Origin of the sequence: Xanthomonas euvesicatoria pv. euvesicatoria (assembly GCF_020880415.1) — a bacterium.
GTDB lineage: Bacteria > Pseudomonadota > Gammaproteobacteria > Xanthomonadales > Xanthomonadaceae > Xanthomonas > Xanthomonas euvesicatoria.
This window is the reverse complement of record NZ_JAJIUJ010000037.1, coordinates 42,201-63,227: the sequence shown is the minus strand read 5'-3', so window position 1 is coordinate 63,227 and position 21,027 is coordinate 42,201. Positions and strand designations below refer to the sequence as shown.

The following is a 21,027-nucleotide window of genomic DNA, read 5'->3' as shown; positions in this document are numbered from 1 at the left end:
ATGACCACTATCGCCAAGATCCTCGCCCGCGAAATCCTCGACTCCCGCGGCAATCCCACGCTGGAGGCCGAAGTCACGCTGGACGACGGTTCGTTCGGCCGCGCGGCCGTGCCGTCGGGTGCCTCGACCGGTACCAAGGAAGCGGTGGAGCTGCGTGATGGCGACAAGACCCGCTACCTGGGCAAGGGCGTGCGCCACGCGGTGGATAACGTCAACGGGACCATCGCCGAGACGCTGAAGAACTTCGATGCGGCCGACCAGCAGGGCCTGGACCGTCGCCTGATCGATCTGGACGGAACCGAGAACAAGGGCCGCCTGGGCGCCAACGCGCTGCTGGGTGTTTCGCTGGCCGCCGCGCATGCCGTAGCCGCCTCGCGCAAGCAGCCGTTGTGGCAGTACCTGTCCACCATCACTGAATCCGACGTGGCGCTGCCGGTGCCGATGATGAACATCATCAACGGCGGCGCGCATGCCGACAATAACGTCGATTTCCAGGAGTTCATGGTGCTGCCGGTCGGTTGCAGCTCGTTCTCCGAAGCGCTGCGCGCCGGTACCGAAATCTTCCATTCGCTCAAGTCGGTGCTCAAGGGCCATGGCCTGAGCACGGCGGTGGGCGACGAAGGCGGCTTTGCGCCGGACTTCCGCAGCAACGTCGAAGCGCTGGACACCATCCTCGAAGCGATCGGCAAGGCCGGCTACACCGCGGGCGAAGACATCCTGCTGGGCCTGGACGTGGCCTCCAGCGAGTTCTACGACAACGGCAAGTACAACCTGGTCGGCGAGAACAAGCGCCTGACCAGCGAGCAGTTCGTCGACTTCCTGGCCGACTGGGTGGCGCAGTACCCGATCATCAGCATCGAAGATGGCCTGGCCGAGGACGACTGGGCCGGTTGGAAGCTGCTGACCGAGCGCGTCGGCAAGAAGGTCCAGTTGGTGGGCGACGATCTGTTCGTCACCAACCCGAAGATCTTCAAGCAGGGCATCGATTCGGGCACCGCCAACGCGATCCTGATCAAGGTCAACCAGATCGGCACGCTGACCGAAACGCTGGAAGCCATCGCGATGGCGCATGCGGCCCACTACGCCTCGATCGTGTCGCACCGTTCCGGCGAAACCGAAGACACCACCATCGCCGACATTGCCGTGGCCACCACCGCCACCCAGATCAAGACCGGCTCGCTGTGCCGCAGCGACCGCGTGGCCAAGTACAACCAGTTGCTGCGTATCGAGCAGGCGCTGGGCTCCGGCGCGCGTTACGCCGGCCGCGACGCGTTCGTGTCGCTCAAGCGCTAAGCCGTGCGCAACTGGCGCTGGCTACTGCTGGTGCTGGCGGTACTGCTGGCTTGGCTGCAGTACCGCTTCTGGTTCGGGCCTGGGAATTCCGGCGAGGTGATGATGCTGGAAGCCCAGGTCGCGCATCAGACACAGGACAACGAAGGTCTGCGCCAACGCAACCAGGCGTTGGCAGCAGAGGTGAAGGATTTGAAGGACGGCGAGGCGGCAATCGAGGAACGCGCGCGCAGCGAGCTGGGCATGATCAAGCCGGGCGAGACGTTCTATCGCGTGGTCGAGGATGCGCCGCTGCCGGCACCTGCATCGCCTGAGGCTCCGGCCCCCCCACAGCAAGCGCCTGAGCCGATCGATCCGGTGGATCACCCATGACCGGGTCCATCTGGGCAATCGTGCCGGCCGCCGGGCGCGGCACCCGTTTTGGCGGGCCGCTTCCCAAACAGTATTTGCCGGCCGGCGGTCAGCCACTGATGGCGTATACGTTAGCTGCGCTGGCGGCGCATCCGGCGCTGGCCGGCATCATGGTGGCAATCGCCCCCGGCGATGCCGATTGGCCCGGCTGGACCGCGGTGCAGTCCACGCCCGTGCTGACCTGCCTGGGGGGTGCGAGTCGCGCAGCCTCGGTGCTGGCTGGCTTGCTGGCCTTGCCAGAAAGCGTGCGTGCCGACGATTTCGTGCTGGTCCACGATGCCGCGCGGCCGAATCTGGCCCTGGCCGATCTGGACCGCCTGCTGGAAATCGGCCGTGGCGACCCGGTCGGCGCCATCCTGGCTGCACCGGTGCGCGATACGCTCAAGCGTGCCGGCGACGATGGCGGTATCGATGGCACCGAACCGCGCGAACGCCTGTGGCGCGCACTCACCCCGCAGCTGTTTCGTCGCCATCAACTGATCCGTGGACTCACCGAGGCCGCGGCGGCCGGTGTCGAGGTCACCGATGAAGCGATGGCGATGGAGCGGATGGGGCTGCGCCCCTTGCTGGTGGAAGGCGCCGAAGACAACTTTAAGGTGACGACCCCTGCGGATCTGGCGCGCTTCGAATTTGAACTGGTCAACCGGGGGCTCGGAGCCCGGGACCCGGAAAGCGCACATCCCCAGTCGTCCGTTCTGGCTTCTGCTTTCTCCGGCCCGGGGTCCCGGGTTTCCGGGCCCGAAGAGATCTAATCCATGTCCTTCAATTTCCGAATCGGCCAAGGCTACGACGTGCATGCGTTCGGCCCTGGCGACCACGTGATGCTTGGCGGTGTGCGCGTGGCGCACAGCCACGGCGTGCTCGCCCATAGCGATGGCGATGTGGTGTTGCACGCCCTGTGCGATGCGATGCTGGGCGCGCTGGCGCTGGGCGATATCGGCCAGCATTTCCCGCCTTCCGATGCGCGTTGGAAAGACGCCGACAGCGCACAGTTCCTGCAGCATTGCGATGGCTTGCTGCGCGAGCGCGGATGGCGCGTCGGCAATGCCGACATCACCGTGATCTGCGAGCGCCCCAAGGTCGGCCCGCATGCGGTGGCCATGCGCGAGCGCATTGCCGGCCTGCTGGCGATCGAACTCGATGCGGTCAGCGTCAAGGCCACCACCAGCGAACAGTTGGGTTTCACCGGCCGCGGCGAAGGGATCGCTGCACAGGCCGCGGTGTTGCTGGGCAGGACCGCTGTGCCTCATCAATAGCAACACAGGCAGCGCTTGGGGCCGGAGCCGGCGCCGATGCTGCCCGACGCAATCACCGCGCCGAATCATTCGGCGCACAGCGCGCCACGTCCGGCGCGAAGGCGAACCACACCATGAGCGAGACCTCTTTGCTGCCGCGTGCGCATGGCGCTGCCGTGCTCAGCGCGGCGATGCGCAGCACCCCGGACGATTTCCAGCTCGACGAGCTGCCGGCATTCGAGCCTTCCGGTGAAGGCGAGCATCTGCTGCTCACCGTGCGCAAGCGTGGCCAGAACACCGCCTATATCGCCAAACAGCTTGCGCATTGGGCCGGCATCGCCGAGATGGGCGTCAGCTATGCGGGTCTGAAAGATCGCCATGCAGTGACCACCCAGCGCTTCAGCGTGCATCTGCCCAAGCGCATCGCGCCGGATATCGCCGCGCTGGATGATGCGCAGATGCAGGTGGTCCAGAGCGCCTGGCACAACCGCAAGCTGCAACGCGGTGCGCTGCACGGGAACCGCTTCGTGCTGACGCTGCGCCAGGTGCAGGGCGAGCGCGAGGCGATCGAGCAACGGCTGCAGGCGATTGCTGCGCGTGGCATTCCCAATTGGTTCGGCGAACAACGCTTCGGTCGCGATGGCGCAAATGTGGCGGCTGCGCTGGCGATGTTCGGTCATGTGCAAGCTGAGGACGGAACGTTGCTGCCGGCGCCCACATCCAGGCGGCGGCTGCGCAACGATCAGCGCTCGATGTTGCTGTCGGCAGCGCGTTCGGTCCTGTTCAATCGCGTGCTTGGCGCACGCGTGGCGCAGGGCAGTTGGGATAGCGCACTGCAGGGCGAGGCGTGGATGCTGGACGGCTCGCGCAGCGTCTTCGGCCCGGAGCCGTGGAGCGAGGCCCTGGCAGAGCGATTGGCACGTTTCGATATCCATCCCAGCGGGCCGTTGTGGGGCGTTGGTGACCTGCGCTCGGCCGATCAAGCGGCAGCGCTGGAGCAGGGCGCGTTGTCCGATCCGCAATCCGAAGCATTGCGCCAAGGCCTGGAAGCAGCGGGGCTGAAGCAGGAGCGCCGCGCGCTGCGCTTGCGCCCGCAGGGTCTGGACTATCGATGGCTGGAGGCACAGACCCTGCAATTGGAGTTCGCGCTGCCGCCTGGCTGTTATGCCACCGCGGTGCTGTGGGAACTGGGAGATGTCACCGACGCCGGTCGCTTCAACGTCGGCATGCGCGCCGACGCATGATCGCGTACAAACGCCGGCCGATCGCGCGGGGCAGCATGGATGGTCCAATCATGCGGTGCGCGCAAAAGCGGCCTCGGCGGTCGCTGAGGCGATAGTGGCCGGTCGCGGCGCCACGAGCGATGGCCAGCTGCACAAGGCGCGCAACAGGAATCGGCTCGTGCCCGACGAGCATGCGCGACAGACCTTCCAGACAACACGTCGCCATGCGCAATGGCTGCCGTTTCGCATCACTCGCGCGTAATCATCGGCCTATCGCCGCCGCGCCAGCAACACCAGCAGCGCCCCGGTACCGCCCTGCGTCGGCGGCGCCGAATGAAACGCCAGCACATCGTTGCGTTGACGCAGCAGCCGGTCCATGAGGTTCTTCAGCACGGGCGCACCGGTGTCCGATTGCAGTCCCTTGCCGTGGATGATGCGCACGCAACCATGTTCGTGCGCGTGTGCGTCCAGCAGGAACTGGCGCAGCAACGATTCGGCCTGCGCTGCGGTGGCGCCGTGCAGATCCAGTTCGTCCTGCACCGAGAATTGCCCGCGCTTGAGCCGTTGAAACAAGCGGGTGGGAAGATTCTCGCGCCGATAGCTGGCGGTATCGCCCGCTTCCAGCGGCGCGCTGTCGCGCAGCAGGCGCGCAAATTCGGTATGCGCTTGGGCGTCGTCGCGCTCGGCCATGCGCGCGCGCGGCTTGGGGCGTGGCTTGGCGTTGGCCGGTGGGGCGACTTCACGAATCGGCTTGACCGCGCCGATCGCTGCGCGGAACAACGCGCCGTCGTCTTCGTCTTCAGGATGCGACATCTGCACAGCGTACCCGGTCCAAGCGCAGACGCACGCGAAGATCAAGCGCGAAGGCGCGGGACGCATCCGGTATCATGGCCCGGTTTTCCGAGGAGTCCCATGCGCGTACTGGTTAGCAACGACGACGGTGTCGACGCCCCCGGCATCCAGATTTTGGCCGAGGCGCTGCGCCATGCCGGTCACGAAGTGATGGTGGTCGCGCCCGACCGCGATCGCTCCGGCGCCAGCAATTCGCTGACGCTGGATGTGCCGATCCGCACCCGCCGCGTCGATGCGCAGACCTGCGCAGTGGCCGGCACGCCGACCGACTGCGTGCATCTGGCACTCACCGGTATGCTCGATTACGACCCGGACATCGTGGTCTCCGGGATCAATAATTCGGCCAATCTGGGCGACGACGTGATCTATTCGGGCACAGTGTCGGCCGCAATGGAAGGCCGCTTCCTCGGCTTGCCGGCGGTGGCGGTGTCGTTGGTCACGCACAATCACCAGGCGCATCACTACGACACCGCCGCGCGCGCTGCGGTGGAAATCGTGGCGCGGCTGAAGGCCGACCCGTTGCCCGCCGACACTATCCTCAACGTCAACGTGCCGGATCTGGCATGGTCGGATGTGCTCGGTTTCGAAGTCACCCGGCTCGGCAACCGCCACCGGTCCGAGCCGTGCGTGCCGCAGCGCGATCCGCGCGGCCGCACCGTGTACTGGATCGGCCCGGCCGGTCCCGAGCAGGACGCTGGCGCCGGTACCGATTTCCACGCCGTGCGTACCGGGCATATCTCGATCACGCCGATCCACGTCGATCTCACCCGCTACCAGGCACTGGACACCGTTGCCGGCTGGGTGGGTGGGTTGACCGCAGCGCTGGACGGCCCGGCATGACGCCGAGGCTGCGCCTGCAACCGGAGTCGGTCGGGATCGGCATGACCTCGCAACGCGTGCGCGACCGCCTGGTCGAGCGCTTGCGCGAGGCGGGCATCCAGGACGAGGCCACGCTCAACGCGATGCGCACCGTGCCGCGGCATCTGTTCATCGATGAAGCGCTGGCCTCGCGCGCCTACGAAGACACTGCGCTGCCGATCGGCCATGGCCAGACCATCTCCCAGCCCTGGGTGGTGGCGCGCATGACCGAAGCGGTGCTGCAGGTGACCCCGGCCAAGGTACTCGAAGTGGGCACCGGCTCCGGCTACCAGGGCGCGATCCTGGCGGCGCTGGGGCTGGAGGTCTACACCGTCGAGCGCATCGGCGACCTGCTGCGGCAGGCGCGCAAGCGCTTCCGGCACCTGGGCATGAATGTGCGCAGCAAGCACGACGACGGCCGCATCGGCTGGCCCGAACACGGGCCGTACGACGCCATCGTGGTGACCGCTGCCGCACCGGCGTTGGTCGATGCATTGGTCGACCAGCTGGCGGTCGGCGGGCGCCTGGTCGCGCCGGTCGGAGGGCCTTCCTCGCAATCGTTGGTGCAACTCACCCGCGGGGCCGATGGCGCCATCGAACAACAGGTTCTGGCGCCGGTCACGTTCGTCCCGCTGTTGTCGGGCATGCTGGATTGAATCCATGAGAGTTCTTCGATGAAGATTTTTGGGCCGTTGTACGACGTGGCCATCCGTTGGTCGCGCCATCGCCGCGCACCCGCGCTGCTGACCGGTCTCAGCTTCGTTGAGGGCTTCATTTTCCCGGTGCCGCCGGAAGTGATGTTGGCACCGATGTCGCTGGCCGAGCCCAAGCGCTCGCTCTGGTTTGCGACCCTGAGCCTGATCGGCTCGATCTGCGGCGCCCTGGTCGGTTATCTGCTTGGCCATTTCGCCTTCGCCGCGCTGCAGCCGCTGATCGAATGGCTGGGCTGGAGCGCGAAGATCCAGCAGCAGATCGAAACCCTGCGCACGCTGGTGGCCGATTCGCCGTGGAAGGCGTTCTGGGCGCTGGTCCTGGTCGGGTTTACCCCGATCCCGCTGAAGATCTTTACCTGGGCCTCGGGCGTGGTCGGCGTGCCGATCCTGCCATTCATCGCCAGCATGTTGGTCGGGCGCGGCAAGCGCGTGTATCTGGTGGCCGGCGCGATCCGCCTGGGCGGTGCGCGGGCCGAAGCGGCGCTGCATCGCTGGATCGAGCCGCTGGGCTGGGTTGCAATGGCGGTGCTGGCGGTCGGTGCGGGCTGGTTGGTGTGGAAGACAACGAACGGATGAGCAAGACGCAGATGAATTCGGCACGCAAGACAGCAGTCATGCTCGCAATGGCCATCGGACTGACCGCCTGCAGCAGCGCAACGGTGGTGCGTTCGCCCGGAGCGAGCGGTGGCGGGTCGTCGTCGCGCCCCAGCGCCGCGCCGCGTCCTTCGGTGCCGCGTCCGGGTGCCACGGTCACCGTGCAGCGCGGCGACACCCTGTACGCGATCTCGCGCCGGACCAATATCACCGCTGCGGATCTGGCCGCCTGGAATGGCCTGTCTTCCCCAAACACCATCTATCCCGGCCAGACGCTCAAGTTGTATCCGCCCGGTACCAGCAAGCCGGGTGGCAGCGCGCCGGTGGCTGGCGGCACCGTGGCCCCGCCGCGCCCCGTCGCGCCGATCGCCGCACCGGTCAGTAGCGGATTTTCGTGGCGTTGGCCGGCCGATGGCGTCGTGGTGGGCACCTTCGTCACTGGCGAAACCACCAAGCAGGGCGTGGACATCGCCGGCACCAGCGGTCAGGCCGTGCGTGCCGCCGCCGATGGCGTGGTGGTGTATTCCGGCGCCGGCCTGGTCGGTTACGGCGAGCTGATCATCATCAAGCACAACGACCAGTGGCTATCCGCGTACGGCCACAACCGCAAGCGCCTGCTCAACGAGGGCCAGAGCGTCAAGGCGGGGCAGCAAATTGCCGAAATGGGCCGCAGCGGCGCCTCCCGCGACATGTTGCACTTCGAGATCCGCTACAACGGCAAGCCGGTCGATCCGCTGCTGTATTTGCCGAAGAAATGAGATTGGGGAGTTGGGATTCGGGATTCGCAACGGCCCTGGGCTGTTCGTATCCGGAAAGAGAGTGGGTTCTTCGGACTCACCACTTGGACCAATTGACGCTCTAGCCTGGTTTGGCTATTGAAGGCGCAGCTTGCGGAAGCCCGCTCTTACGAATCCCCAATCCCGATTCCCGAATCCCGTACCAAGCCAATCAGCCCGGCAACACCATCGCCAAGGCCACCCGCCGGCCTTCGCTGGCCAGCACGTTGTAGGTGCGTGCGGCGGCGGCATTGGTCATCGCCTCCAGGCCGATGCCGCGGGTCAGGCAGGCCGCCAGCACGTCGGTCCTGGGAAACAACTGGCGTTCGCCGGTGCCGAGCAGGATCACGGCCGGGTTGAGCGCCAGCACCGCCTCCATGTGACTGGCCTGGAGTTGCTCCAGCGTCTGGACCGGCCAGTGCTCTACCAGCTCATCCGGCATCAGGATGAAGCTCTGCTGCAGGATCTGCTCGTTCACCTTGGCATGGCGGCCGTCGGCCGCGCGCAGCGCGTAGGCGTAATCGGGGTGTTCCTGACTTAAAGGCATGACGAACTCGCTGGCTCAGCCGCGCGGCAGCACGATCTGGCGCTTTTCCTTGCTGGGGCGGTACAGAATGGCGACGTGGCCGATGCGCTGTACCAACGCACTGCCGGTTTGTTCGATCAGCTCGGCAATCAGCGCATCACGTGTCTCGCGATCCTCCGATGCCACCTTCACCTTGACCAGTTCGTGGCGCTCGAGCACTTCCTCGAGTTCAGCCAGAAATGCCGGCGTGACCCCTTTGCCGCCGGTCTGCAGCAAGGCTTTGAGGTCGTGGGCCTGGCCGCGCAGGAAACGGTTCTGGGCGGAGGTGAGAACAATGGACATGCAGGATCGAAGGGAAGCAAAGGGTGTTCAGGGTATCATGGCGACCCGTTCGGACCCCTTTGCCAATGCCTTCCCGCAGTAAAAGCAGCCAGCGCTGGCTCAAGGAACACTTCGCCGACCCTTACGTGAAGAAGGCCCAGGCCGAGGGCATGCGCTCGCGCGCGGCCTACAAGCTGGAAGAGTTGCTGCAGCGCGACCGCCTGCTCAAGCCGGGCATGGTGGTGGTCGATCTGGGCGCGGCCCCGGGCGGGTGGTCGCAACAGGTGCGCAAATCCATGGGCGACAGCGGCCGGGTGGTGGCGCTGGATATCCTGGACATGCCGGCCCTGGCGGGCGTGGAGTTCCTTCACGGCGACTTCAGGGAGCAGGCCGTCCTATCCCAATTCGAAGCGATGCTGGGCGATGTGCCGGTGGACCTTGTGCTGTCGGATATGGCCCCCAATAAGAGTGGCATGGATGCGGTCGACCAACCGCGGATGATGCACCTGGCGGAACTGGCCATGGAATTTGCCGACACCCACCTCAAGCCGGGCGGGGCATTTCTGATCAAGCTGTTCCAGGGTGTCGGGTCTGACGACTACATTCGCGAGCTTCGCCGCCGCTATGAGAAGGTGACGATTCGCAAGCCGGCGGCCTCGCGCAAGCGCTCCCCGGAAGTTTATGCGCTCGGTCAGGGCAAGCGTGTCCAGATCAAGTAAGCTGCCAATGACCATCGTATTTCAAGCATCGAAGAGTAGAGGGCACCGGAGCCAATGAGGATGAACGACTTGACCAAGAATCTGCTGCTGTGGGTGGTCGTCGCAGTTGTGCTGATGGTTGTCTTCCAGAGCTTCTCGCCGCGGATGGCGGGCGGCGTCGGTGCCGACTCGATCACCTACACCCAGTTCCTGAAGGAAGTGGACTCCGGGCGCGTCAAATCGGTGGATTACACCGATGAAACCAACCTGGCCGTCAACGCGATCCGCTTCAAGCGCACCGACGGCAGCGAAGCCACTGTCTACGGTCCGCGCGACGACAAGCTGGTCGACGTGCTGTACAGCAAGAACATCGAAATGACCCGCCAGAAGCCCTCGACCGGGCCTGGTTTCTGGTCGTTGGTACTCAATTTCCTCCCGGTCATCCTGATCATCGGCTTCTGGCTGTTCATCATGCGCCAGATGCAGGGCGGTGGCGGCGGTGCCAAAGGGGCGATGAGCTTCGGCAAGTCGCGCGCCAAACTGCAGGGCGAAGACCAGATCAAGATCACCTTTGCCGACGTTGCCGGTTGCGACGAGGCCAAGGAAGAAGTCGGCGAACTGGTGGACTTCCTGCGCGACCCGACCAAGTTCACCAAGCTGGGCGGCAAGATTCCGCGCGGCGTGCTGATGGTCGGCCCGCCGGGTACCGGTAAGACCCTGCTCGCCAAGGCGATCGCCGGCGAGGCCAAGGTGCCGTTCTTCAGCATCTCCGGTTCGGACTTCGTGGAAATGTTCGTCGGCGTGGGTGCCAGCCGCGTGCGCGACATGTTCGAGCAGGCCAAGAAGCACGCGCCGTGCATCATCTTCATCGACGAAATCGATGCGGTGGGCCGTCATCGCGGTGCCGGTCTCGGCGGCGGGCATGATGAGCGCGAGCAGACCCTGAACCAGTTGCTGGTCGAAATGGACGGTTTCGAAGGGGGCGAAGGCGTGATCGTGATCGCGGCGACCAACCGGCCGGACGTGCTGGATCCGGCGCTGCTGCGTCCTGGCCGTTTCGACCGCCAGGTCGTGGTCGGCCTGCCGGACGTCAAGGGCCGCGAACAGATCCTGCGCGTGCACATGCGCAAGCTGCCGCTGGCCGAGGATGTCGTGCCGATGGTCATCGCCCGCGGTACCCCGGGTTTCTCTGGCGCCGACTTGGCCAACCTGTGCAACGAAGCAGCGTTGTTCGCGGCGCGTGGCAGCGAGAAGGAAGTCCGCATGGACCACTTCGACCGTGCCCGCGACAAGATTCTGATGGGTGCCGAGCGCCGCTCGATGGCCATGAGCGAGGACGAGAAGACCCTCACCGCGTATCACGAGGCAGGCCACGCCATCGTCGGCCGCCTGGTGCCGGAGCACGACCCGGTCTACAAGGTAACCATCATTCCGCGCGGCCGCGCCCTCGGCGTGACGATGTATCTGCCGGAAGGCGACCGCTATTCGATGAACCGCGTGGCGATCGAATCGCAGCTGTGCTCGCTGTACGGTGGTCGCGTTGCCGAAGAGCTGATCTTCGGTGGCGACAAGGTCACCACCGGTGCGTCCAACGACATCGAGCGGGCCACCAAGATGGCGCGCAACATGGTGACCAAGTGGGGGCTGTCCGACGAGCTTGGCCCGGTGGCCTATGGCGAGGAAGAGGATGAGGTGTTCCTGGGCCGTTCGGTGACCCAGCACAAGAACGTCTCCGACGAAACCGCGCGCAAGATCGACGAAGTCGTGCGCTCGATCCTGGACAAGGCCTACAGCAAGACCAAGACCATCCTCACCGAGAATCTGGACAAGCTGCACGCGATGTCGCAGTTGTTGCTGCAGTACGAGACCATCGACGTGCCTCAGATCGACGCCATCATGGAAGGCCGCGAGCCGCCGCCGCCGGCGGGTTGGGGCAAGTCCGACAAGGACGGTGGCAACAACAACGACAAGGGTAGCCCGCGTCCATTGCCGCCCATCGCCGGACCCGCCGAGCAACTCTAAGCCGGCCATGCACTGATCTGCGAGGCATCCATCAAGGCCGGGGAGCAATTCCCGGCCTTGATGCGTTATCGGGCCGCATCGATGCCCACGTATGGGCGACCATCACCAACCCAGGAGACACTGCCGATGTTCGATACCACCCTCACACTGGATTGCGCCGGCCGCAGCCTGCGACTGGATGCACCGCAGGTGATGGGTATCGTCAATGTCACACCCGATTCGTTCTCCGACGGCGGCCAGCATGCGACCTGCGAAGCGGCGATCGCGCATGGGCTGGCGTTGGTGGAGCAGGGCGCCGCGGTGCTGGATGTCGGTGGTGAATCCACCCGCCCGGGCGCTGCGGCGGTCTCGGTTGAAGAAGAATTGCAGCGGGTCATTCCGGTGATCGAGGCGCTGGCCCAGCGCACGAGCGTGCCGATCAGCGTGGATACGTTCAAACCGGAGGTCATGCGCGCGGCGGTCGCGGCCGGCGCCGGCATGGTCAACGACGTCTATGCTCTGCGTTCGCCCGGTGCGCTGGAAGCGGCGTCGGACCTGTGCGTGCCTGTGGTCTTGATGCATGCGCGCAGCGCGCCACACGCCATGCAGGATGCGCCGCACTACGACGATATCGTGGGTGAAGTGCACCGGTTTCTGGCCGAACGCATCTTCGCTGCCGAGATGGCCGGCATCGACAAGCGCCGGCTGGTCCTGGACCCGGGCTTTGGCTTCGATAAGGCCACCCCGCACAACCTCACCCTGCTTGCGCAGCTGCAGCGGCTGCAGGAATTCGGTTTGCCGGTGCTGGCCGGGCTGTCGCGCAAACGCAGCATCGGCGAACTGACCGGGCGCCAGATCGCCGCCGAACGTGTGCACGGCTCGGTGGCCGCGCATCTGATCGCCGCACAACATGGCGCGCTGCTGCTGCGCGTGCACGATGTGGCGGCAACCGTGGATGCGTTGAAGGTATGGACGGCGATGGCGGCGATTCCGGTACCGCGTGTCAGCGCGCCCGCCGCGCCCACGATCCGTTGGCCGGATGAGGACTGATGCCTGTCGACCAACGCCCGCTGGCGATCGCTGTGATGGGCCCCACCGCCAGCGGCAAGACGGCGCTGGCGCTGGAAGCTGCAGAGCGCTGGAACGGGGAAATCGTCAGCGTCGATTCTGCGCTGGTGTATCGCGGCCTGGAGATCGGTGCGGCCAAGCCGGACGCGCCAATGCGCGCGGCGGTGCCGCATCATCTGCTCGACCTGCGCGATCCCTGGCAGGTGTATTCGGCAGCGGAGTTCGCCACCGATGCACGCCTGGCGATCGCGCAGATCGTGGCGCGCGGCAAATTGCCGATTCTGGCCGGCGGCACCGGGCTGTATTTTCGTGCACTGCTGGAAGGTTTGTCGCACCTGCCCGAGGCCGACCAAACGGTGCGCGCATCCATCGCGGCCGAAGCTCAGCAGATCGGTTGGGCCGGCTTGCACGCACAACTGGCACGTGTGGACCCGGTTGCGGCAGCGCGCATTCATGCGACCGACCCGCAGCGGATCCAGCGTGCGCTGGAGGTCTACCGCATCAGCGGGCGGCCGATCAGCGCGTGGCAGGCGCTACCGCCAGGGCCGCGCCTGCCGGTACGCGTGTTGAAGGTGGTCTTGGCCCCACGCGAGCGCGCGGTGCTGCATGCACGGATCGCACACCGGCTGGATGCGATGTTGGCCCAGGATTTTCTGGGGGAAGTGCAGCGTCTGCGGGCGCTGCCGCAGATGCAGGCGGTGGCAGCGCCGCTGGATTTGCCGGCCGTGCGCGCGGTCGGCTACCGCCAGGCCTGGCAGTACCTGGACGGGGCTGGCGGCCTGGCCGAGTTCCGCGACAAGGCGATCCAGGCGACCCGGCAACTGGCCAAGCGGCAGCTCACCTGGCTGCGCGGCGAGCTGGACGCGCGCTGGTTCGACCCGGAGCGTGACCGCCATCAATTGGAGGACGCAATTGTCGGCTTCCTCGCTGATCGTCCCGCTGTACGGCAGGCTTCAGGCGTGTAACATCCCGTTTCCGGGACCGGCTGGGGATAGCAGGTGTCGACCGGAACAATAAGAACAATAATGAAGAGGATTTTTCGATGGCTAAGGGGCAATCTTTACAGGACCCATTCCTCAATGCGCTGCGGCGCGAGCGGGTGCCCGTGTCGGTGTATCTGGTCAATGGCATCAAGCTGCAGGGCACGATCGAGTCGTTCGACCAATTCGTGGTCCTGCTGCGCAATACCGTGAGTCAGATGGTGTACAAGCACGCCATTTCCACGGTGGTGCCGGCGCGCAATGTGCGCGTGGGGCCTGGTGGTGGGTATGTGCAATCCAATGAAGGCAATCAGGCGGAAGATGACGACGTCGAGCAGTAACGGAGCAGTGCGTGTTTGATCGGTCCCGCAAGGGTGAACACGCGTTATTGATACAGACCCACTCCGGCGGGCCTGCCGAAGACGATGTGATGGAGGAGTTCGCCGACCTTGCAAAGTCGGCGGGCGCCACGGTGGCCGCCACGCTCACCGCGCGCATCGATAAGCCCAGCCCGTCGACCTTGATCGGTAGCGGCAAGCTGGAAGAGGTCAAGGCCGCAGCCGAGGCCACCGGTGCCGATCTGGTGTTGGTCAACCACACCTTGTCGCCCGGCCAGGAGCGCAACCTGGAGCGGTATCTGGAGCGGCGTGTGATCGACCGCACTGGGTTGATCCTGGACATCTTCGCGCAACGTGCGCGCAGCCACGAAGGCAAGCTGCAGGTGGAGCTGGCGCAGTTGCGTCACATGGCCACGCGGCTGGTGCGTGGCTGGACGCACTTGGAGCGTCAGCGCGGTGGCTCCATCGGCCTGCGCGGCCCCGGCGAAACCCAGCTGGAAACCGACCGCCGCCTGCTGCAAAAACGCGTCGAACAGTTGCAGCAGCGGCTGGAAAAGGTCGAGGTGCAGCGCACCCAGATGCGTCGTGCACGGATGCGCAGCGAATTGCCACGGATTGCACTGGTCGGCTACACCAATGCCGGCAAGTCGACATTGTTCAATGTGTTGACCGGTGCAGAGGCTTACGTGGCAGATCAATTGTTCGCCACGCTCGACCCCACCGTGCGACGCATTGCGTTGCCGGGTGGCAGCGCGATTCTTGCCGACACGGTCGGCTTCGTGCGCGATCTTCCGCACGAGCTGGTCGCCGCATTCCGCTCCACGCTGTCGGAGGCGCGCGATGCCGATCTGTTGCTGCACGTCGTCGATGCAGCAGACCCGTTGCGCGAAGAACGCATCCTGCAGGTCGATGAAGTGTTGCAGGCCGTCGGTGCGGGCGATCTGCCGCAGCTGCTGGTATTCAACAAGATCGACAAGATCGAGGGCGCCGAAGTGCGCCACGACGCGCAGGACGGCATTCCTGACCCGGCACGCCGCGAGCGTGTCTGGGTGTCGGCGCGCGACGGACGTGGGCTGGAAGAATTGCAGCACGCGCTCGGCCAGCGGCTGGATCTGCGTCACCTGACCGGCCAGCTACGGTTACCACCGTCTGCCGGTCGCCTGCGTTCCAGGCTGCATCAGCTGGAAGTGGTGCGCAATGAGCAATCCGACGAAGAGGGTTGGTTGCTCGAGGTCGATCTGCCGATGGTCGAGGCCGAGCGATTGGCCGCCGGGCAGGACGGTGCGCCGCTGCGCGCGATGCTGCCGGATCGTCGCGAAGACTGGGAAGCGTGATAGGCGCGGCACGGTCGGTCGCACACGACCGTGCTGCTGCTTCAAGGCGCATGGGGAAGGGTGGAGCGCGTCGCTGTGCGGCAGTTGCCAGGCCTCGTCCCGGCCAGCCGGAACTCACAGAAAATCAATATGAGCAGTGGGTGCTGCGCAAGAGTGCAGTGGTGCGCTCATGTGGCGCATCACACCTGTGATCAGGAATGACGCCCTGGGTGCGATGGTTCGGTGCTTGGAGGCGGCGCTGCACGTTGACCACGTGCGGCCGGCACCTCGGCGCACATGCAAGCCCGTCCAGACCCGCCGTACCGCATATTGGCCGCACATCGCCACTGAACCTTGGCCACCTCGCGCCCAGCCGGAATCGGCGCCAGCGGCAGACAGGCGCGACGAATTGGGCTAAAACGTCCGCTGCCCCCTCCTTGCCGTGCCCATGTCTTTTTCCGCCGATTCCGAACTGCAGCAGCTGGCCGAAGCCCTCGGGCAGCAATTGCTTGCCGCGCGCGAGCGCCTGGTCACTGCCGAGAGTTGTACGGGTGGCTGGATCGCCAAGGCGGTGACCGATGTCGCCGGCTCCTCGCACTGGTTCGATTGCGGCATGGCCGCCTATAGCTACGAGGCCAAGCAGGCGCTACTCGGTGTCCGCCCACAGACCTTGGAAGTGCACGGGGCGGTCAGTCGCGAAACGGTGATCGAAATGGTCTCTGGCGCCCTGGTGAATTCCGGCGCAAGCATCGCGGTGGCGGTGACCGGCATCGCCGGGCCCGGCGGCGGCAGTGAGGACAAGCCGGTCGGCACGGTCTGGATCGGCTGGAAACGCCGTGGCGGTTATGCCACCGCACAACTGTTCCAGTTCAATGGCGACCGCGATGCGGTGCGTCGTCAGACCGTCGTTGCAGCATTGCGCGGGTTGAGCGCGCTGCTTTAGCGGTCGTCGGGTCCGCTGATGGCGTTCGGCAGCAGATCCGCGGCGCCCCATTTCCGGCGCAATCTCGCACAGCCTGGAAACCCAAGGCCGTAACCGAGCGCCGTCCCAAGAACTGGCTTGGCCTCGTTGTCGACACGCCGCTGCAGCACGCTGAGCGGACGCGTTACTTGGCACATGCGGCAACGAGGCTGCGAAGCGACAATGGCGCAACCCGGGTGCAGGCAGCTCATCAGCGAACGCTGCCTGTTGCGCATGTACCGCGCGCCTTGCAACCTGCGCTGAGCTTGGACGAGGCGAGAGCGCGACAGCGGAGGGCAGATCGGCTACAAACAAGGTCTGCTCACCGCCCAGCGTGCCAATGCATTCGTTTCTTGCTTCTGTCCCATCGATCGCCGCGTTGCAGGCTGCTATCTACTGCAGTGTCACGCAGCGCCTGAGCGCAACGCGCTCGCAGGCGGTGCGCTGATGTGGGAAGCACTCGGCACGGTACGTGATCTTGGGCGTCTGCAGGAAATCGCCTCGGTCCTGATCCGCTACGGCTTCGGCGATGTGGTGCGTCGTATCGGCATGGCCGATGTGCTTGAGCGCGCCGGCAGGCTGTTGCATTGGCAGAACGCCGAGGGCCGGTTGCGCATGTCCGCAGCGATGCGCGTGCGGCGTGCACTGGAAGAGCTCGGACCCACCTTCGTCAAACTGGGCCAGGTGCTGGCCACGCGTGTGGATCTGCTGCCACCGGAGTGGATCGAAGAATTGAGCGAGCTGCAGAACGCGGTGCCGGCGCTGCCGTTCGAGCAGATTCGCCCACAGCTGGTCGCTGCGTTGGGCATGGAGCCGGAAACCGTCTTCGCGCGCCTGGACGAACAGCCGCTGGCAGCCGCCTCGCTGGCACAGACCCATCGCGCGTGGTTGGTCGATGGCACGCCGGTGGTATTGAAGATTCGTCGTCCCGATATCGGTGACACCATCGACGCGGATCTGCGCCTGCTCGCCCGGCTTGCTGAAATCGTCGAAACCCGCGCACCGGATCTCAAGCGCTACCGTCCTTCCGAGGTGGTGCAGCAATTTACCGTTTCGCTGCGACGCGAGCTGGACTTCGCTGCGGAGGGGCGCAACGCCGAACGCATCGCCGCCAACTTCGCGCACGATACGCAGGTGGTGGTGCCGGCGGTGTACTGGGAGTGGACCTGCGAGTCGCTCAACGTGCAGGAATTCATCGATGGAATTCCGGGGCGCGATCTGCTCGCCGTCGATGCGGCCGGCCTGGATCGCAGGGCGCTCGCACGTGCCGGTGCCGGCATCGTGCTCAAGATGGTGTTGCAGGATGGCTGCTTCCACGCCGACCCGCATCCGGGGAACATTTTTTACCTGCGCGATGGGCGCATCGCGGTCATCGATTTCGGCATGGTCGGGCGCGTCTCCGAGCAGCGTCGGTTTCAGGTCGCACAGCTGCTGCACGGCATGGTCAGCTACGACGCCGAAGCAGTGATCGACGTCTTGCTGGAATGGGCGGGCACCAGCCTGGAGATCGACGAGGCGCGTTTGCAGCAAGACATCGGCGCATTCGTCGACGAGTATCGCGGCGTGCCGCTGAAAGAATTGCGTATTGGCGCAATACTTGGCGACGTCACCTCCATCCTGCGCGATCACGGGCTGACGCTGCCATCGGATCTGGCGCTGATGATCAAGGCCTTTCTCACCCTGGAAGGCATGGGGCGCCAGCTCGATCCGGATTTCGACATGGCAACCGAGGCACGCCCATATCTGGAACGCGTGGTGTTGCAGCGCTATGCGCCGCGCGCCATCGTGCGGCGCGGCCGGCGGACCGTGACTGGCGCGATCGACCTGATCGGCGATCTGCCGCGCGACCTCAAGCGCCTGTTGCAAGCCGCACGCCGCGGCAAGCTGCAGCTTCAGATCGAAACACGCGCATTGCGCGAGTTCGGCGAGCAGGTCGACCGCGCGGCCAATCGCCTCACGATGGGGATCGTGACTGCCGCGTTGGTGATCGGCTCCTCGATCGTCATGAACAGCGTCGGGGGGAGCGCCAGCCGCTGGTTGCTCGCGCTGGGTGTGGGCGGTTTCATCGGCGCGGCGCTGTGCGGTATCTGGATCCTGTTTTCGATCTGGCGAAGCCGGCGCTAGCGCGACGCGTGGGCATCGTGGTGGCGTACAGGCAGGGCGCGGCGAACACTTGCGCGGGCGCTCGTTAGTAGTAATACTACTAACCATGGACCTGACCGATACCCAGCAAGCAATCCTGGCCTTGATCGCCGAGCGCATCGATGCCGATGGTGTTCCGCCGTCGCAGACCGAGATCTCGCGCGCGTTCGGCTTCAAGGGCGTCCGCGCGGCGCAATATCACCTGGAAGCGCTGGAGCATGCGGGGGCGATCCGCCGCGTTCCAGGCCAGGCGCGCGGGATACGGCTGGCCGGGCAGGGTGCGCAGACACGCACGGCTCCGGTGAGCGAGGCGGCCCGCGACGATGTGCTGCGCCTGCCGGTGCTGGGCCGCGTTGCGGCGGGTTTGCCGATCGGTGCCGATATCGGCTCGGACGACTTCGTTGTACTGGATCGTGTGTTTTTCTCGCCCTCGCCGGATTATCTGCTCAAGGTGCAAGGCGATTCGATGCGCGACGAAGGCATCTTCAATGGCGATCTGATCGGCGTGCACCGTACCCGCGACGCGCGCTCGGGGCAGATCGTGGTGGCGCGGATCGATGAGGAAATCACGGTAAAGCTGCTGAAGATCGGCAAGGATCGCATCCGGCTGTTGCCGCGCAATCCGGACTACGCGCCCATTGAGGTGCTACCGGATCAGGATTTCGCGATTGAAGGACTGTATTGCGGACTGTTGAGGCCTAACCGCTGAGGTCTGCGCCGATGGCCGTGCCGGCGTTTCTCCGAGCTGGCACCGCAGGATTTCCCGCTGCCGCGGGACCTTCCGCCTCCCTAATCTGAGTGTGTCGCCTGCAGTCTCAGCCTGTGCGATACACCGCCGCTACATTAGCCCCATACCGAAATCACTGACGAGGATCACCCAGATGGACGAGAACAAGAAGCGCGCCCTTTCCGCCGCACTGAGCCAGATCGAAAAGCAATTCGGCAAGGGCTCGGTCATGCGCATGGGCGACCGCGTCATCGAGGCAGTCGAAGTCATCCCGACCGGCTCGTTGATGCTGGATATCGCCCTGGGGATCGGCGGCCTGCCGAAGGGCCGCGTGGTCGAAATCTACGGCCCGGAATCCTCCGGCAAGACCACCTTGACCCTGCAAGCCATCGCCCAGTGCCAGAAGAACGGCGGCACCGCTGCCTTCATCGACGCCGAGCACGCGCTGGACCCGATTTATGCGGCCAAGCTGGGCGTCAACGTCGACGACCTGCTGCTGTCGCAGCCCGATACCGGTGAGCAGGCACTGGAAATTGCCGACATGCTGGTGCGCTCGGGTTCGGTTGATATCGTGGTGGTCGACTCGGTTGCCGCACTGACGCCAAAGGCGGAAATCGAAGGCGAGATGGGCGACCAGTTGCCTGGTTTGCAGGCTCGCCTGATGAGCCAGGCGCTGCGCAAGCTCACCGGCAATATCAAGCGCTCCAACACGCTGGTGGTCTTCATCAATCAGCTGCGCATGAAGATCGGCGTCATGATGCCGGGCCAGAGCCCGGAAGTGACCACCGGCGGCAACGCGCTGAAGTTCTACGCCTCGGTGCGTCTGGATATCCGCCGTATCGGTGCGATCAAGAAGGGCGACGAGATCATCGGCAACCAGACCAAGATCAAGGTGGTCAAGAACAAGCTGGCGCCTCCGTTCAAGCAGGTCGTGACCGAAATCCTGTATGGCGAAGGCATCAGCCGCGAGGGCGAATTGATCGACATGGGCGTGGAAGCCAAGCTGGTCGACAAGGCCGGCGCCTGGTACAGCTACGGCGATGAGCGCATCGGGCAGGGCAAGGACAACGCGCGGACCTACCTGCGCGACAACCCGCAGGTTGCGACCCGGCTGGAAGCCGAGTTGCGTGAGAAGTTCCAGCCTGCCGAAGCACCGCGCGAGGCCGGCGACGACGAAGACAAGGAATAAGTTGCAGCCGCACAACATCACCAGTCGCCGGAGTCGGTTTGCCGGGAGTCGGTGAAGGTGATGCTGTTGGTGAGCGGTGGGCGGAACCTCGCACGGTACGCCACCGCTCCATTGCCGCCCACGTCCGCCTGGCGCTGGGGCAGCAGGTTCGAGCGTGTTGAAGTTTTTCTATCGCGGGGACGGCGGAGTCAGTGCCGTCGCTTCTCGCGGTAGATCTATCGAAGGCCAGGAGGGCAGGCGCCATGGACGGCGCATTGATGTCGTAACTGATCTTGGCCATTCGGGACACCTCAACGATGGACGAGCAAGAGCCCGCACCAAAGCGGGGGCGCCGGTTCAAGGAACAGACGCCGGTCCAGCGCGCACTCGGCCTATTGGTGCGGCGCGAACATTCGCGCAAGGAATTGAACCGCAAGCTGCTGGCCCGCGGGATCGAGCCAGATGCGGCGCAGGCGACCGTCGATCGGCTCACGGACGAGGGGTGGCAGGACGACACCCGCTTCGCTGCTGCAGTGGTGCGCAATCGCGCCGGTTCTGGTTATGGACCGCTGCATATTCGTGCCGAGCTCGGAACCCATGGCCTGGATAGCGAGGCCATCAGTGCCGCTTTGGCGACCTTCGAAGGGGATTGGACCGAAAACGCGCGCGACCTGATCCGCCGTCGGTTCGGCGAACAAGGCCCAACCGACCTTCCGCAGCGGCGCAAGGCCGCCGATCTGCTGGCCCGGCGGGGTTTCGACGGCAACAGCATTCGCGCCGCCACGCGCTTCGACCTTGAGGACTGAGGGCGTCAGGCCTGCTACCCTTCGTG

General features: G+C 65.3%; 23 protein-coding genes. 20 read left to right on the top strand and 3 right to left on the bottom strand.

Annotation, left to right across the window (positions count from 1 at the left end; all coding sequences use genetic code 11):
• The 5 genes from eno to truD all read left to right on the top strand — a co-directional run bounded on the left by eno (position 1) and on the right by truD (position 4,180).
• Positions 1–1,293: a phosphopyruvate hydratase gene (gene eno, locus LN450_RS05650; RefSeq protein ID WP_011347100.1), complete on the top strand. Its 1,293-nt coding sequence runs from the start codon at positions 1–3 to the stop codon at positions 1,291–1,293.
• Positions 1,294–1,296: 3 nt separating this feature from the next.
• Entirely contained in the window at positions 1,297–1,662 is a 366-nt protein-coding gene (gene ftsB, locus LN450_RS05645; RefSeq protein ID WP_008577317.1) for a cell division protein FtsB, read from the top strand.
• A complete protein-coding gene (ispD, locus tag LN450_RS05640; protein ID WP_011347101.1) occupies positions 1,659–2,453 on the top strand; it encodes a 2-C-methyl-D-erythritol 4-phosphate cytidylyltransferase in 795 nt (264 codons plus the stop codon). The genes ftsB and ispD overlap by 4 nt, the downstream gene beginning before the upstream one ends.
• A gap of 3 nt (positions 2,454–2,456) precedes the next feature.
• Positions 2,457–2,957 carry a 2-C-methyl-D-erythritol 2,4-cyclodiphosphate synthase gene (gene ispF / locus LN450_RS05635; RefSeq protein WP_008577320.1) on the top strand — a complete coding sequence of 167 codons (501 nt, stop codon included), beginning with the start codon at positions 2,457–2,459 and terminating at the stop codon, positions 2,955–2,957.
• Between the two features lie 113 nt (positions 2,958–3,070).
• Entirely contained in the window at positions 3,071–4,180 is a 1,110-nt protein-coding gene (gene truD, locus LN450_RS05630; protein ID WP_011347102.1) for a tRNA pseudouridine(13) synthase TruD, read from the top strand.
• Positions 4,181–4,429: 249 nt separating this feature from the next.
• Here the strand turns inward: truD and LN450_RS05625 are convergent, their stop codons facing one another.
• Positions 4,430–4,972, bottom strand: coding sequence for a Smr/MutS family protein (locus tag LN450_RS05625; RefSeq protein ID WP_011347103.1), 543 nt, complete (start codon positions 4,970–4,972; stop codon positions 4,430–4,432).
• A gap of 99 nt (positions 4,973–5,071) precedes the next feature.
• On the opposite strand from LN450_RS05625, the gene surE reads away from it, so the two are divergent.
• Genes surE through LN450_RS05605 form a run of 4 tightly spaced genes read left to right on the top strand, consistent with a single transcriptional unit; the run spans position 5,072 to position 7,934 of the window.
• Positions 5,072–5,851, top strand: coding sequence for a 5'/3'-nucleotidase SurE (surE, locus tag LN450_RS05620; RefSeq protein ID WP_011347104.1), 780 nt, complete (start codon positions 5,072–5,074; stop codon positions 5,849–5,851).
• The gene (locus LN450_RS05615; RefSeq protein ID WP_008577326.1) at positions 5,848–6,525 is read left to right on the top strand and encodes a protein-L-isoaspartate(D-aspartate) O-methyltransferase; all 678 of its coding nucleotides are present in this window, start codon (positions 5,848–5,850) and stop codon (positions 6,523–6,525) included. Before surE ends, LN450_RS05615 begins: the two co-directional genes overlap by 4 nt.
• 18 nt (positions 6,526–6,543) lie before the next feature.
• The gene (locus LN450_RS05610) at positions 6,544–7,158 is read left to right on the top strand and encodes a YqaA family protein (RefSeq protein ID WP_003481846.1); all 615 of its coding nucleotides are present in this window, start codon (positions 6,544–6,546) and stop codon (positions 7,156–7,158) included.
• A complete protein-coding gene (locus tag LN450_RS05605; RefSeq protein WP_011347105.1) occupies positions 7,155–7,934 on the top strand; it encodes a peptidoglycan DD-metalloendopeptidase family protein in 780 nt (259 codons plus the stop codon). The genes LN450_RS05610 and LN450_RS05605 overlap by 4 nt, the downstream gene beginning before the upstream one ends.
• Before the next feature lie 190 nt (positions 7,935–8,124).
• Here the strand turns inward: LN450_RS05605 and LN450_RS05600 are convergent, their stop codons facing one another.
• Together LN450_RS05600 and yhbY are read right to left on the bottom strand one after the other, a co-directional pair.
• The gene (locus LN450_RS05600; protein WP_008577332.1) at positions 8,125–8,499 is read right to left on the bottom strand and encodes an Mth938-like domain-containing protein; all 375 of its coding nucleotides are present in this window, start codon (positions 8,497–8,499) and stop codon (positions 8,125–8,127) included.
• 15 nt (positions 8,500–8,514) lie between these two features.
• Entirely contained in the window at positions 8,515–8,820 is a 306-nt protein-coding gene (gene yhbY / locus LN450_RS05595; RefSeq protein WP_005915020.1) for a ribosome assembly RNA-binding protein YhbY, read from the bottom strand.
• 65 nt (positions 8,821–8,885) lie between these two features.
• Between yhbY and rlmE the strand changes: the two genes are divergently transcribed.
• The 11 genes from rlmE (at position 8,886) to recX (ending at position 21,001) form a co-directional block, all read left to right on the top strand.
• Positions 8,886–9,518: a 23S rRNA (uridine(2552)-2'-O)-methyltransferase RlmE gene (gene rlmE / locus LN450_RS05590; RefSeq protein ID WP_005915021.1), complete on the top strand. Its 633-nt coding sequence runs from the start codon at positions 8,886–8,888 to the stop codon at positions 9,516–9,518.
• 60 nt (positions 9,519–9,578) lie between these two features.
• Complete coding sequence (ftsH, locus tag LN450_RS05585; RefSeq protein WP_014089977.1) at positions 9,579–11,519, top strand: ATP-dependent zinc metalloprotease FtsH; 1,941 nt, start codon at positions 9,579–9,581, stop codon at positions 11,517–11,519.
• A 126-nt stretch (positions 11,520–11,645) separates the two neighbouring features.
• On the top strand, positions 11,646–12,548 hold the full coding sequence (folP, locus tag LN450_RS05580) for a dihydropteroate synthase (protein WP_011347106.1): 903 nt from the start codon (positions 11,646–11,648) through the stop codon (positions 12,546–12,548).
• A complete protein-coding gene (miaA, locus tag LN450_RS05575; protein ID WP_011347107.1) occupies positions 12,548–13,531 on the top strand; it encodes a tRNA (adenosine(37)-N6)-dimethylallyltransferase MiaA in 984 nt (327 codons plus the stop codon). Before folP ends, miaA begins: the two co-directional genes overlap by 1 nt.
• A 77-nt stretch (positions 13,532–13,608) precedes the next feature.
• The gene (hfq, locus tag LN450_RS05570; protein WP_005915027.1) at positions 13,609–13,887 is read left to right on the top strand and encodes an RNA chaperone Hfq; all 279 of its coding nucleotides are present in this window, start codon (positions 13,609–13,611) and stop codon (positions 13,885–13,887) included.
• Between the two features lie 11 nt (positions 13,888–13,898).
• Positions 13,899–15,218 (top strand): ribosome rescue GTPase HflX, encoded by a 1,320-nt coding sequence (hflX, locus tag LN450_RS05565; RefSeq protein WP_007972061.1) that lies wholly within the window; start codon positions 13,899–13,901, stop codon positions 15,216–15,218.
• Between the two features lie 427 nt (positions 15,219–15,645).
• Entirely contained in the window at positions 15,646–16,140 is a 495-nt protein-coding gene (locus LN450_RS05560) for a CinA family protein (RefSeq protein ID WP_008574640.1), read from the top strand.
• 465 nt (positions 16,141–16,605) lie between these two features.
• Positions 16,606–18,282: a 2-polyprenylphenol 6-hydroxylase gene (gene ubiB, locus LN450_RS05555; protein ID WP_011347109.1), complete on the top strand. Its 1,677-nt coding sequence runs from the start codon at positions 16,606–16,608 to the stop codon at positions 18,280–18,282.
• Between the two features lie 85 nt (positions 18,283–18,367).
• Positions 18,368–19,009: a transcriptional repressor LexA gene (lexA, locus tag LN450_RS05550; RefSeq protein ID WP_011347110.1), complete on the top strand. Its 642-nt coding sequence runs from the start codon at positions 18,368–18,370 to the stop codon at positions 19,007–19,009.
• Between the two features lie 172 nt (positions 19,010–19,181).
• Positions 19,182–20,216, top strand: a complete 1,035-nt coding sequence (recA, locus tag LN450_RS05545; RefSeq protein ID WP_008574635.1) for a recombinase RecA — start codon at positions 19,182–19,184, stop codon at positions 20,214–20,216.
• 296 nt (positions 20,217–20,512) lie between these two features.
• On the top strand, positions 20,513–21,001 hold the full coding sequence (gene recX, locus LN450_RS05540) for a recombination regulator RecX (protein ID WP_011347111.1): 489 nt from the start codon (positions 20,513–20,515) through the stop codon (positions 20,999–21,001).
• Positions 21,002–21,027: the final 26 nt, after the last annotated feature.